Origin of the sequence: Rhodospirillum rubrum ATCC 11170, from assembly GCF_000013085.1 — a bacterium.
GTDB classification, from domain to species: Bacteria; Pseudomonadota; Alphaproteobacteria; order Rhodospirillales; family Rhodospirillaceae; genus Rhodospirillum; species Rhodospirillum rubrum.
Genome location: NC_007643.1, coordinates 2,449,425 through 2,462,926, shown reverse-complemented (window position 1 = coordinate 2,462,926; position 13,502 = coordinate 2,449,425). Strand labels below are relative to the sequence as shown.

At 65.9% G+C, this 13,502-nt stretch carries 10 protein-coding genes; 8 read left to right on the top strand and 2 right to left on the bottom strand.

Annotation, left to right across the window (positions count from 1 at the left end):
* Positions 1 to 16 precede the first annotated feature (16 nt).
* Positions 17 to 1,057 (bottom strand): acyltransferase domain-containing protein, encoded by a 1,041-nt coding sequence (locus RRU_RS10985; RefSeq protein ID WP_237703757.1) that lies wholly within the window; start codon positions 1,055 to 1,057, stop codon positions 17 to 19.
* Positions 1,058 to 1,260: 203 nt separating this feature from the next.
* Between RRU_RS10985 and RRU_RS10980 the strand changes: the two genes are divergently transcribed.
* The 6 genes from RRU_RS10980 (at position 1,261) to RRU_RS10955 (ending at position 9,799) form a co-directional block, all read left to right on the top strand.
* Positions 1,261 to 3,330 (top strand): molybdopterin oxidoreductase family protein, encoded by a 2,070-nt coding sequence (locus tag RRU_RS10980; protein WP_011389968.1) that lies wholly within the window; start codon positions 1,261 to 1,263, stop codon positions 3,328 to 3,330.
* A 148-nt stretch (positions 3,331 to 3,478) separates the two neighbouring features.
* Positions 3,479 to 4,306 carry a division plane positioning ATPase MipZ gene (locus tag RRU_RS10975; RefSeq protein WP_011389967.1) on the top strand — a complete coding sequence of 276 codons (828 nt, stop codon included), beginning with the start codon at positions 3,479 to 3,481 and terminating at the stop codon, positions 4,304 to 4,306.
* Positions 4,307 to 4,525: 219 nt separating this feature from the next.
* A complete protein-coding gene (gene galU, locus RRU_RS10970; protein ID WP_011389966.1) occupies positions 4,526 to 5,404 on the top strand; it encodes a UTP--glucose-1-phosphate uridylyltransferase GalU in 879 nt (292 codons plus the stop codon).
* Between the two features lie 57 nt (positions 5,405 to 5,461).
* Positions 5,462 to 6,778 (top strand): UDP-glucose dehydrogenase family protein, encoded by a 1,317-nt coding sequence (locus RRU_RS10965; RefSeq protein ID WP_011389965.1) that lies wholly within the window; start codon positions 5,462 to 5,464, stop codon positions 6,776 to 6,778.
* A 41-nt stretch (positions 6,779 to 6,819) separates the two neighbouring features.
* Entirely contained in the window at positions 6,820 to 8,454 is a 1,635-nt protein-coding gene (locus RRU_RS10960; RefSeq protein WP_011389964.1) for an alpha-D-glucose phosphate-specific phosphoglucomutase, read from the top strand.
* Between the two features lie 70 nt (positions 8,455 to 8,524).
* Positions 8,525 to 9,799 carry an O-antigen ligase family protein gene (locus RRU_RS10955; RefSeq protein ID WP_011389963.1) on the top strand — a complete coding sequence of 425 codons (1,275 nt, stop codon included), beginning with the start codon at positions 8,525 to 8,527 and terminating at the stop codon, positions 9,797 to 9,799.
* 25 nt (positions 9,800 to 9,824) lie between these two features.
* Here the strand turns inward: RRU_RS10955 and RRU_RS10950 are convergent, their stop codons facing one another.
* Positions 9,825 to 11,144: a D-alanyl-D-alanine carboxypeptidase family protein gene (locus RRU_RS10950; RefSeq protein ID WP_014626309.1), complete on the bottom strand. Its 1,320-nt coding sequence runs from the start codon at positions 11,142 to 11,144 to the stop codon at positions 9,825 to 9,827.
* A gap of 265 nt (positions 11,145 to 11,409) precedes the next feature.
* On the opposite strand from RRU_RS10950, the gene RRU_RS10945 reads away from it, so the two are divergent.
* Both RRU_RS10945 and RRU_RS10940 read left to right on the top strand, forming a co-directional pair.
* On the top strand, positions 11,410 to 12,123 hold the full coding sequence (locus tag RRU_RS10945) for a hypothetical protein (RefSeq protein ID WP_011389961.1): 714 nt from the start codon (positions 11,410 to 11,412) through the stop codon (positions 12,121 to 12,123).
* A 410-nt stretch (positions 12,124 to 12,533) separates the two neighbouring features.
* The gene (locus RRU_RS10940) at positions 12,534 to 13,256 is read left to right on the top strand and encodes a hypothetical protein (RefSeq protein ID WP_237703756.1); all 723 of its coding nucleotides are present in this window, start codon (positions 12,534 to 12,536) and stop codon (positions 13,254 to 13,256) included.
* Positions 13,257 to 13,502 lie beyond the last annotated feature (246 nt).

Sequence of the window (13,502 nt, the reverse complement as noted above, 5' to 3'; positions counted from 1 at the left end):
TGACAAATCCCTCGCCTCAGGCCGATTTGCGCTGAAGGGAAGGGGGGGTGCGCAGGTGATCAAGGGTGGCCTGCAGGGCTTCGGGCCCCGAGCGCGTGCGGCTGAGGGTGGCGATGGGATGGGGACCCCGGCCGAGGCGGGAGCGGCCTTGAAGGATCTCGCGCAGATAGGAGCGCAAGATCGGATGGGGACCGATTTCGATGAAGGTGGTGACGCCGCCGGCCGCCATCGCCGTGACGGCGGCATCGAAGCGCACCGGTTCGCGCACGTTATCCCACCAATAGCGGGCATCAAGGGTCTCTCCGCCGCGGGCCTTGCCATCGACCGAGGAGAAAAACCGATAGCCGGGGGCGCAGGGGCGGGGGCGCAAGGGGGCCAGGGCCTTGAGCAGATCGTCGCGCACCGGATCAAGCACGCGGTTGTGGAAGGCGTAATCAAGATCAAGTAGGCGAAACAGCGCGCCGGCGGCCTTGGCCTGTTCGCCAAGAGCGATCAGGCAGGCCTCATCGCCCGAAAGCGTCACCGAGGTCGGACTGTTGAGGGCGGCGACGACGACGGCGCCATCGTATGGGGCGCAGAGCGCTTCGGCTTCGATCGCCGAGAGGGCGAGGGCGGCCATCTTTCCCTGGCCCCAGGTGCGTTCCTGGGCGGCGCTGCGGGTGAGGATAAGATCAAGGGCCTGATCGGGGTCCAGCGCGCCGACGACGGTGGCGGCGGCGACCTCGCCCACCGAATGGCCGCAAACCGCGCCAAAGGCCAGCCCCCGGGCCCGCAGGCTATCGACAAGGCCGATCTGCAGGGCATAGAGCAGCGGCTGGGCGGTGCCGATGCGGGCGATGGTCAGGGCCGAGGTGTCCGCGTCCAGGGCGTCGATCACCGACCAGCCGGCCCGCTCACGGATCTTGGCGTCAAGGGCGCTGACGCTTTCGCGAAAAACCGCATCGTCGCGCAACAGGGCCGCGCCCATCCCCGGCCACTGGCTGCCATTGCCGGCGAAGACCAGTCCGACGGTCGCCCTGTCGACAGACTGCCCGATATCGGGCAGTCTGTTTGCCATGGAGTGGTTCATGTCCGCCTATCCCGCCTTGTCATGCTTGATCCCGGCCTTTTTTTAGGCCTTTGCTTTCTGATATCAGCGCGGCAACAGGGCTTGTAAAGCCCCGATGCTCCCGGGGCCGCCGCTTGCTCCACCCCCGGCCGGGCGGCTATGCTCGCACCGCCTGATCCCCCACGCCTATTTTTTTTAAGGACCCTGCCGCCATGGGCGCCCTGCCATCCCGTTCCGTCTGCCCCCACGATTGCGCCAGTGTCTGCCCGGTCGAACTTGAGCTGACCGAGGGCGGCAAGCTGGCCCGCCTGCGCGGCAGCCGGGTGAACAGCTATACCGAGGGGGTCATCTGCGCCAAGGTCGCCCGCTATGACCAGCGCCTGCACCATCCCGAGCGGCTGATGGAGCCGCTGCTGCGCGTCGGCCCCAAGGGATCGGGCCAGTTCCGGCCGATCTCCTGGGACGAGGCCCTCGACCGGGCGGCCGAAGGATTGCGCGCCGCCGCCGCCCAATGGGGGGCCGAGGCGGTCTGGCCCTATTACTACGCCGGAACCATGGGGCTGGTTCAGCGCGACGGCATCAATCGTCTGCGCCATGTCCTGGGCTATTCCCAGACCGAGGAAACCATCTGCATCGGTTTTTCCGATCCGGGCTGGAAGGCCGGGATCGGCGGCAAGCGCGGCGTTGACGCCCGCGAGATGGTGCAATCCGATCTGGTGATCTTCTGGGGCTGCAACGCCGTTCATACCCAGGTGCAGTTGATGAACTGGGCGACCAAGGCGCGGCGGATGCGCGGGGCGCCGCTGGTCGTTGTCGATCCCTATCGCAACGCCACGGCCGAAAAGGCCGATATCCATCTGATGCCGCGCCCGGGCACCGATGGCGCGCTCGCCTGCGCCGTGATGCATGTGATGTTCGCCGAAGGCTTGGCCGATCGCGCCTATATGGCCGCCCACACCGATGATCCGCGCGCCCTGGAGGCCCATCTGGAAAGCCGCACCCCGGCCTGGGCGGCGGCGATCACCGGTCTTGAAGCGGCCGAGATCATCGACTTCGCCCGTTTGTATGGGCGGACCAAGCGGTCCTATCTGCGGCTGGGCTATGGGTTCACCCGCCAGCGCAACGGCTCGGCGGCGATGCACGCGGTCAGCTGCCTGCCCGCCGTCAGCGGCGCCTGGGCCCATCCGGGCGGCGGGGCGCTGTATTCGGGCAGTGGCCTGTTCCCCCTTGATACCACCCTGATCGAAGGCAAGGACGTCGCCGATCCGACGGTGCGCAAGATCAATCAGATCTCCTTCGGCCGGGCCCTGACCGGCGATGCCGAGGCCCTGGCCGGCGGGCCGCCGGTCAAGGCGCTTTTGATCCAAAACACCAATCCGATGGTCGTCTGCCCGGAAACCGACCGCGTGCGCGCCGGCATGGCCCGCGAGGACCTGTTCACCGTCGTCCACGAGCAGTTCATGACCGAAACCGCCGCGATGGCCGATATCGTCCTGCCAGCCACCATGTTTCTGGAACACGACGATATCTATAAGGCCGGCGGTCATACCTATCTTCAGGTCGCCAAGGCGGTGATGCCCGCGCCCGGCCAATGCCGGTCCAATCACGCGGTGATCTGCGCCCTGGCCGAGCGCCTGGGGGCCCGCCACCCCGGCTTCTCCTTAAGCGCCTGGGCGTTGATCGAGGCGACGCTGGCGGCCTCGAAGCTGCCCCCGGCCGGCGAGATCCTGGAAAGCGGCGGCCTTGATGGCGTGCCGGCCGATTTCAACGACGCCCATTTCCTCAACGGCTTCCCCAACGCCAGCGGTCGCTTCCGCTTCCGCGCCGAATGGGAAGGTCCGATGGCCAGCCAGATGCCCGCTCTGCCCGATCATCTGGCGCTGATCGAAGAGGCCGACGCCCGCTATCCCTTCCGACTCGTCGCCGCCCCGGCGCGCAATTTTCTCAATTCCACCTTCAGCGAAACCCCGGGCTCGATCGGCGCCGAAGGCCGGCCCCAGGTGCTGATCCGTCCCGACGAGGCGGCCGCCCTTGGCATCCTCGACGGGGCGCTGGTCCATCTAACCAGCCGGCGCGGCGAGATTACTATCCACGCCCGCTTGTTCGAAGGGTTGCCCAAAGGGGTGGTCGTGGTGGAAAGCTTGTGGCCCAACGCGGCCTTTCCGGGGGGCAAGGGCATCAATACCCTGACCGGCGCCGATCCGGGCCCGCCTTTGGGCGGCGGCGCCTTCCACGACAACGCCGTCGCCATCCGCCCCTACGATCACGGTAAATTGTGCTAAATGAGCGCCATTTAGCCCCGGGATATTAATCTAGATTCAATATCTATGGGCGCCATATAGGGGCGCCATAGGAAGGCGGCGACGGCGTGGGGGGCGGAGATCGGCCCCCCGGCCGGCCGGCTTGGAGTGAACAGGACGCGGGGGCTTGATGGGGTTGGAGCAGGACGACGAGGGAGGGGCGCGACGCGCCTGCGTCATCGTCATCGGCAATCAAAAAGGAGGGTCGGGCAAATCGACCGTGGCCATGCATCTGGTCGTCAGTCTGGCCCGCGCCGGTTTGCGCACTGGCTCGATCGATCTTGACGCCGGCCAGGCGACGCTGACCCGCTATCTTGAGAACCGCCGGGCCTTCGCCGAGAAGCGCGGGCTTGATCTGCCGTCGCCCGAACATGTGCCGATGGTGCCCGGCACCAGCCTGGAGGCCGATATCCGCCGGCTTGAACACAGCATGCTGGCCTTCCATGAGGAGGTCGACGTGGTGGTGATCGACACCCCCGGGTCGGATACGGCGCTTAACCGTGCCGCCCATGCCCTGGCCGACGTGCTGATAACCCCGCTCAACGATAGCTTCATCGATCTTGACGTCATGGCGCGGATTGATGGCGATAGTATGACGATCACCGGCCCCAGCCCCTATGCGGCGGCGGTGTGGGAGGCCAAGCAGGCGCGGGCGCGCCGCGATGGCACCTCGATGCGTTGGATCGTCATGCGCAATCGCCTCTCCCATCTCGACGCCCGCAACAAGCGCGACATGGAAGACGCCTTGAACGACCTGTCGCGGCGCATCGGCTTTTCGGTGGTGCCTGGATTGGGCGAGCGGGTTATCTACCGCGAGCTGTTCCTCAACGGCCTGACCCTGCTTGACCTCAAGGACAAGGGCACCGGTGTCGACATCAGCATGTCCCACGTCGCCGCCCGTCAGGAGCTGCGCGCCCTGCTGGCCGCCATCGGAATGCCTAAATCCATCGGCCTATAGGGGCGGTCGGGACGGGGGGTCGCGCCAAACCCGGGGAAGCTTCGCTGGCGAAAGGCCGCGAACGCAAGCCTCGCTTGAAGTGCGCCACCCGTCGTGGCATTACGGGCGTGCGAAATCATGCCCCCCAGTCCTCCGGTTCCGGGGGCGGCTTTCAGGTCTTTTCCCCCGGTTCCGGGGGTGTTTTTCGATCCGTATCAAAAGCAATCGCGAGGGATCACTATGTCACGACGTGTGCGCAAGGCCGTATTTCCGGTTGCCGGAATGGGAACGCGTTTCCTGCCGGCGACCAAGACCATGGCGAAGGAAATGCTGCCCGTCGTCGATAAGCCGCTGATCCAATACGCGGTCGAAGAAGCCGCCGCCGCCGGTATCGATCACTTCATCTTCATCACCGGTCGCGGCAAATCGGTGCTGATGGACCATTTCGACCATATGCCCGAGCTTGAGGCCCTGCTCAAGGAACGCGGCAAGACCGATGTTCTGGAAAACCTGCTGGGCTCGATGCCCTCGCCGGGCAAGGTGTTCTCCACCCGCCAGCAGCAGCCCCTTGGCCTGGGTCACGCCGTGTGGTGCGCCCGCGCCTTCATCGGCGATGAGCCCTTCGCCGTTCTGCTGCCCGATGATCTGGTGCTGGCCGATACGCCCTGCATCAAGCAGCTGATCGACGCCCACGCGCAGACCGGCGGCAATGTCGTCGCCGTCGAGGACGTGCCGCGCGAGCGCACCAACAAATACGGCATCCTCGACGTCGTCGAGGACAACGGCACCCTGGCCCGGGCCAAGGGTTTGGTCGAAAAGCCCGATTCCGACAAGGCGCCCTCGACCCTGGCGATTATCGGCCGCTATGTGCTCGATCCGGGCATTTTCGACCTGCTCGAAAACCAGAACCGCGGTGCCGGTGGCGAGATCCAGTTGACCGACGCCATGAACGCCCAGATCAAGGACGTTCCCTTCCATGGCCTGCGCTATGAGGGCGCGCGCTATGACTGCGGCGACAAGGTGGGCTTCCTGCAGGCCAATATCGCCTTCGCCCTGGAGCGGCCCGATATGCGCGACGCCGTGAAGGCCGTTCTCGCCGATTTCGCCAAGACCATCTGATCTCTCTTCCGGGCGGCGGGTTCCGCCGCCCGTTTCGCTGTTCAAGGGGAGCCTCCCATGCGTATCGCGATGATCGGCACCGGCTATGTGGGTTTGGTGTCGGGCGCCTGTTTTTCCGAATTCGGCGTTGATGTGGTCTGCGTCGACAAGGACGTCCGCAAGATCGACGGTCTGCGCGAGCGCGGCGAGATCCCCATCTACGAGCCGGGTCTTGATGCCCTGGTGGCATCCAACACCGCCGCTGGACGGCTGTCGTTCACCACCGACCTCAAGGAGGCGATGGCCGGAGCGGACGCGGTGTTCATCGCCGTGGGAACGCCAAGCCGGCGCGGCGATGGTCACGCCGATCTGTCCTATGTCTATAACGCCGCCCGCGAAGTCGCCGAGCATATGGACCGCTACACGGTGGTGGTGACCAAATCGACGGTGCCGGTGGGTACCGGGCGCGAAGTGGCGCGGATCATCCGCGAAGCCAATCCCGCGGCCGATTTCGACGTGGTCTCCAATCCCGAATTCCTGCGCGAGGGCTCGGCGATCAACGATTTCATGCGCCCCGACCGCGTGGTCATCGGCGCCGAGACCGAACGCGCCCAGGCGGTGATGCGCCAGCTTTACCGGGTGCTCTATCTGATCGAAACGCCGATCCTGTTCACGGCGCTTGAAACCTCGGAACTGATCAAATACGCCGCCAATACCTTCCTCGCCACCAAGATCACCTTCATCAACGAGATCGCCGATCTGTGCGAGAAGGTCGGGGCCGACGTTCATGACGTCGCCCGCGGCATCGGTCTGGATGGGCGGATCGGCCGCAAGTTCCTGCATGCCGGCCCGGGCTATGGCGGGTCGTGCTTCCCCAAGGATACCCTGGCGCTGGTCAAGACCGCCCAGGATTTCGGCGCGCCGCTGCGCATCATTGAAACCGTGGTCTCGATCAACGACCAGCGCAAGAAGGCGATGGCGGACAAGGTGGTCCAGTTCCTGGGCGGCGACGTCACGGGCAAGACCATCGCCGTCCTCGGGCTGACCTTCAAGCCCAATACGGACGACATGCGCGACAGCCCCAGCCTGGACATCGTTCCCGCCCTGCAGCGGGCCGGCGCCACCATCCGCGCCTTCGATCCCGAGGGCATGCACGAGGCGGCCAAGCATTTCACCGATGTTCTGTATGCCGAAAGCGCCTATGACTGCATGGCCGGCGCCGATGCCCTGGTGATTTTGACCGAATGGAACGAGTTCCGCGCCCTTGATCTCGACCGGGTCAAGACCCTGCTCAAGGCGCCGGTGCTGATCGATCTGCGCAACATCTATAACCCCGACGACATGGAGGCCCAGGGCTTCCGCTATAGCCCGATCGGCCGCCGCTCGGTGGGCTGATCCGTCGGGAAGCCTGTCTTTTCCAGGGGGAGTGCTGTTCCATGACCGTCACGGTTCTGGAGGTTCCAACCACGCCGTTCGCCGGGCAGAAACCCGGAACCTCGGGTCTGCGCAAGAAGGTCGGCGTTTTTCGCCAGCCCCATTATCTCGAGAACTTCGTCCAGGCGGTCTTTGATAGCCTGGACGGCTTCCAGGGCCAGACCCTGGTGGTGGGCGGCGACGGGCGCTTCCATAACCGCGAGGCGGTGCAGACCATCTTGAAGATGGCGGCGGCCAACGGCTTTGGCCGGGTGCTGGTCGGCCGCGACGGTCTGCTGTCGACGCCGGCGGCCTCTTGCGTGATCCGCGCCCATAAGGCCTTTGGCGGCATCATCTTGTCGGCCAGCCATAATCCCGGCGGGCCCGAGGGCGATTTCGGCATCAAATACAACATCGGCGCCGGCGGACCGGCCCCCGAAAAGATCACCGACGCCATCTTCGCCGCCACCGCCTCGCTCTCGCGTTATCGGACGCTGGAGAATGCTCCCGAGGTCGATCTTGGCCGGATCGGCGAGACGGATCTGGGCGGGATGCGGGTGGTCGTCATCGATCCGGTGGCCGATTACGCGGCGCTGATGGAAACCTTGTTCGACATGGAGGCCATTCGCCGCCTGTTCCGCGACGGCTTCACCATGTGTTTTGACGCCATGCACGCCGTCACCGGCCCTTACGCCCACGCCATCTTGGAAGGCCGGCTGGGCGCGCCGGCGGGAACCGTCATCAACGGCACGCCGCTTGAGGATTTCGGCGGTGGCCATCCCGATCCCAATCTGACCTATGCCAAGGATCTGGCCGATCTGATGATGGGCGACCGGGCGCCCGATTTCGGCGCCGCCAGCGATGGCGACGGCGATCGCAACATGATTTTGGGCCGGGGCGTCTTCGTCAATCCCTCCGACAGTCTGGCCGTTCTCGCCGCCAATGCCGAACTGATTCCGGGCTATCGCGGCCGGATGACCGGGGTCGCCCGCTCGATGCCGACCAGCCGGGCCGTTGACCGGGTGGCGGCCAAGCGCGGCTGGGAATGCCACGAGACGCCGACCGGCTGGAAATTCTTCGGCACCCTGCTCGATGCCGGGCGGGCGACGCTGTGCGGCGAGGAAAGCTTCGGCACCGGTTCGGACCATGTGCGCGAAAAGGATGGGCTGTGGGCGGTGCTCGCTTGGCTCAACATCATCGCCGCGCGCGCTCAGACCGTTCGTCAGATCCTGGCCGACCATTGGGGCAATTACGGCCGCACCTTCTATTCCCGCCACGACCACGAGGGGCTGGACGCGGCCAAGGCCGAGGCGCTGATGGCCGATCTGCGCGCAGCCCCGCTGCTTGGCCAGACCCTTGGCGGGCGCAAGGTCGCCCTTCACGATGATTTCGCCTATACCGATCCCATCGACGGGTCGACCAGTCAGGGGCAGGGTATCCGCATCGAGTTTGAAGATGGGGCGCGCATTGTCGTCCGGCTTTCGGGAACGGGAACGGAAGGCGCCACCTTGCGGCTATACCTCGAGCGCTTCGAGCCCGATCCCGCCGCCCATGATCAGGATGCCCAAGTCGCCCTGGCCGATCTGATCGCCACCATCCGCGACCTGACCCGCCTCAAGGACCGCTTCGGATCGGAAGATCCGACGGTCATCACCTGATCCCTTTCGGATCTTGATTTGATCCCTTTGGGATCTTTGGCAAGGTCGCCCTTTCGGAAGCAGTACGCCCGTGACGCCAAACGCTCCCCCCCGCCCATCGACCGTTGTTTTTGGGGGGGGGCGCGATTGGGCGGCGCTGGCCGCCCTGGCCGCCGTGCCGCTGACGGCGGCGCTGACCCATAGCCAATTGGTCATCCCCGTTGGGCTGATCGCCCTGCTTGGTCTGGTGACGGTCGCTCTGGAAGATCGGCCGCTATCGGCCCGTCTGCCGCTGCGCTCGCCCTTTCTCGCCCTTGGCGCCCTGATCGCCCTATGGGGTCTGCTCAGCCTGGGATGGACGCCGACGGGCAAGGCGGCGCCGCGCGACGCCTGGACGGTGGTGGCGATCGTTCTCGGCACGCCGCTGTGCGCCCGCCTGCTCGCCCGCCCGGTTGGGGAGGGGCCCTGGGGGCTGATGCCACGGGTGATGGCCACCGTTCTTGGCCTCTGCGCCCTACTGGTCTTCATCGAAACCTACAGCCTGTGGGGTCCGCAGGTGCTGATCCAAGGCGCCGATGCGCCGGTCGCCAAACGCGTTCTGGCGATGAACGGCGTGATGTCGGTGCTGAGCTTGCTGGTTTGGCCGACGGCTTTGGCGCTGTGGATCCAGGGACGGCGGCGGTGGGCGATCGGGCTGGCTGTGGTCGTCGCCCTGGCGGTGGCGCGCGGCACCTCGGAAGCCTCGCTGCTCGGGCTGTGTGTCGGCGGTCTGGCCTTCGCCCTGGCCCTGCTGGCGCCGGTGCTGGTGGTTCGGCTGGTGAGCTGGGGCATGGCGGTGGTGATGGTGGCCTCGCCTTTGGTGATCAAGGCCGTTTTCGCCAGTGGCCTGTTCACCCTGATCGCCCCCCATCTGGGCTTCTCGGTGCAGCATCGCTTGCTGATCTGGCGCTTCATCGCCGACCGTCTGGCGGAAAAACCGTGGATGGGCTGGGGGATCGCCGCCAGCCGCAGTTTCCAGGATTTGCGGGTGCCGACGGCGTTTCACGACGGCGCGCTGGGCTGGGTGGTGCGCGATCTGCAGATCGTGCCGATCCATCCCCATAACATGCCGCTGCAGCTGTGGTTCGAACTGGGCGTGGTTGGGGTGGTGCCGGTGCTGATCGGCCTGGGGCTGCTGGGCTGGCGCCTGGGCAAGCTGGCCGACGGCCGCTTGGCAACGGCGACGGTCGCCGGGCTGCTGGCCAGCGGTCTGACCATGGCCATGGGCACCTATAACCTGTGGCAGGGCTGGGTGCTCTGCGCCGCCGCCGTCGCCGGCTGCCTGATGGCCGGCGCCCTGGCGACCGGGCGCCAGGGCCGGTGTTAGGGGCCGGCGCCAGAGTTCGGGGGCGCTATTTCTGCGGGGCGACGACCAGACAGGAATGGTCGTTGCGGACGAGGGTGGCGCAGGCGGTGCGGGCCGCCGCCTCGTTGGACAATCCGGTCAGCCGTGCCCGATAAATGGTCCCAGATCCGCTTTTGCGCTGAACGACGACGGGCGAAACCTGCCTGCGGGCCTCGGCGGCGAGAAGGCCGATGGCCTTATTGGCCGCCGCCGTCGCCGCCGCCGATTTGGCATAGGCGCCAACCTGAATGCCCCAGTCCCCCTTGGCCGCGCCCTTGCTTGGGACGGGCGTCGTGCGGGCGATGGGGGTTGGCCGGGGGCCGGGGGCGCTCTTGGCCGAGGGAGCGGGCGAGGAGCGCATTGGGGTGGCCAGGGCCATCTGCTGGGTCCGTCCGCCGCTGACCGAGGCGGTCAGCGAGCCGGGCTTGTAGGCCGGGGGCATCGGCGCGTCGTCGGCCGAGCCCATATCGGCGGCCGGCGGTTCCTTGGCTTTGATGATCGAGGCGATGGCATCGGGTTTGCGCTTGGCCTGAACGACGCTGCCGCCTTCGCGGGCCAGGGTGGCGAAGCCCTCGTCCAGCAGGGCCATCATCTGGGTGTCGCGGGCCCGCGCCGTCTGTCCGCCGAAGACCACGGCGACCAGACGACGGCCATTGCGCACCGCCGAGGAGGCGACATTGAAGCCCGAGGCCTGGATATAGCCGGTCTTCAGGCCATCGGCCCCGGGGTATTCGCGCACGACATGGTTATGGGTGGTGATCGTCCGGTTGCCAAAGCGGAAGGACTGGGTGGCGAAGAAGCGGTAATGGTTGGGAAAATGGCGGATCAGCGCCATCGACAGCACCGCCATGTCACGGGCGGTGGTCATCTGGCCGTTGTTGGGCAGGCCCGAGGCGTTGCGAAAGGTGGTCTGGCTCATGCCGAGCGCCGCCGCCTTGCGGGTCATCAGGGCCGAGAAATTGGCTTCGGTGCCGCCCAGGGCCTCGGCGATAACCACGGCCACGTCATTGGCCGATTTGGTGACCAGGGCCTTGATCGCGTGTTCAACCTTGATGCCGGTCCCCGCGGCCACCCCCAGCTTGGACGGCGCCTGATTGGCCGCCCATTTCGACACGGGCAGCCGGCTTTCCAGGGTGTATTTGCCGTTGTCGATCGCCTCGAACAGCAGATAAAGGGTCATCATCTTGGTCAGCGAGGCGGGGTAGTTGCGCATATCGGCGTTGCGCGCCTGCAAAACCCGGCCCGTCGACGCGTCAACGACGATCGAGGCGTAGCCGGCGAAGGCCTGGGTGGGCAGGCCGAGCAGCAGGAAAACAACGGCAAGCATCGCCAGGATCCGAAGGCGCCCCGCCGCCGGCTCCGTCGCGCCAGAGCCGGCACGGCCGGATGACGGAAGTTCCGGCAAATGGTTCATCGCTACCCCATGATCAGTGTTGAACGCGGCGTCGTTCGGGTAAGAATGGATGGATAGAATATGGCAAGGACGAGTCGGTGTCCACGCTTGAAGCCCGAATTATGCCATGGAATTCGCGTTGTTTCGATGGGTTTTGACGTAAATCCTCACCTGATTGGCGAGTAAAGGAACCATTAAAATGTCAAGGGCGAAACGTTTCCTCTGTGTGTTGGCGCTTGGACTCGTTACGGGTTGCGCCTCTTCCGGGGACGTCACCAATCCGCTTGTGCGCAAGACCAGTTGGTACTCTTTCCTCAATGGCGACGATCTTCGGGCCTCGTGCATGGCCGGCGCCCCTGATCGTATGAGGTTGGTGTTCAACGCCGTCTACTCGGAACAGGTGCGGGTTTATGACGTCGCCCGTCCCGACTCGGCAAAAGGCGCGACGCTGTCGGCCCAGGTCTTCGGCGAGGGGGATCTACTGGAACTGCGCCACGTCACCGGGGTTGACTCCCTGCTTGATCCTTGGCGCGGCCGCAAGGCGGTGACCGAACTGACGGCCGACCAATGGGCCACGCTGCTTGCCACCCTGCGTCAGGACGGCTTGGATCAGCCGCCGCCCCAGGGCATGGAACTGGACTCCACCGATTTCTATTGGGTCGCCACCGGCTGCCTGGGGGGCAAGACGGTGTTCAACGCCTGGCAACGGCGCTCGCCGCGCTACGAGGCTCTGAAGGTCGATGACCTGCTGTTTGCGTGGGATGCCACGGGCGTGCCGGTGGCCCGCTGGCAGGCGGTTCAGCGCGGCAGCTTCGAGGCGATGCGCCGCGAGCAGTTTCGCTTCGCCCTGCGCGTCGGTCCCACCGGGTTGATCGATGGTCCGGCCCTGGGCGGCCTGGGGCAGGGCTTTTGATCGCCCTGCGACGGCGCTGAAGGGGGCGTTGAAGGAAGGGGTGTCTATATTACAGGTTGTTCCTTTCCTTTAACTTGACTTGAACGGGCTCGGCTCTCATCCTGGTTTTGTTGCGGTGCGGTATTATAAGGCGGGGATCCGGGCCGTGGTCCGTATCCCTCCTCCTGTCCATGTCTTTTGGGGGCACAACCAGAAGCGGAAAAGGAGCGAGAGCAATGACGACCCCCCCTAAGAAAAAAGCCGGAGACGATCCGGATCTTCCCGACGACCCGTCGTCGGTCGACCCATCCTTGGCGACGCGGTCTGAAGGTTCGAGCCGTGAGAGCCGATCTGCCACCGACGAGACGGCGGAACGCCGCGCGTCGGAGAAGTCCTCCGATGACGACCCCGCGATTCAGCGGGCGCGAAAAGTGCTTGAAGATCCCATCCCCTTTTCCCTCGCCGCCTTCGAAGAAGTCCTGGCGGCGAGCCGGATCGGCGTGGAAGGGGCGGTGACGGCCAGTATCCGCTCGCTGGGGATCTTTTTCTCCCTGGCTGAATCCGTGTTCGACGCCGCCAGCGCCACCTTCGATCAAACCTACGGCACCCTGGCTTCGGCCTCGGCCAACCGCAGGGGTGTCGATGGTCGCGGGCCCGACGAGAAGAACCGCGACGCCGCCGCCATTGATCGGGCGGGCGAGGAGGGCCGCGAACGCGTCGCCGAGGTGCGCAGCGTGGTCGGCCGAACTTGGGGGGCCTTGGGAGAAAGCGCCTCGGAAGCCCTGCGCGGCTTCCAGGACGTGGCCTTCCTTGGCTTCGATCTGATCGAACAGAACGCCCGTGACAGCGCCAATCTGACCCGGGCCCTGGCGGCCAAAACGCGGCGCATCGCCACCGAGGTCGATGGCAAGACGGGCGCTCACCACCTGCTTGACGTCGAAGACCTTCAGAACCTGGAACAGGAGGCCGCCGAACAACAGGCCGAACTGCTGGGCACCATCGCCAGCCGGGTGGCCGAAACCTCGAGCGTCGGCATCGAGCGATCGTGGAAGGCGGCGGAAGGGGCCCTGACCCCGCTCGCCCGTCAGGCGGAAGCGGCGGCGCGTCTGTTCACCCGCCGGGGTGATGGAGCGGGCGCCGGCGCCGCCGGTTAGGGGCCTTTCCCCGTAAGGGGCGGGCACTTGGCCGGGCACGACCTTCGGTCGAAAAAGGCTTCCCCAGGGCCTCCTGTGGGAAGCCTTTCCCTTTTCTCGCTCCCGCTTGCTGGCCGTCTTGCCGGGCCTTGCGGGACGACCCGCCGATTTGGCCCTTTATCGCCGGCAAAAATTACCAATATGATGCAGAGACGATCCCAGGGATATGAACACCGAAAGCCAAAGCGCAAAGATGACCACACGCGA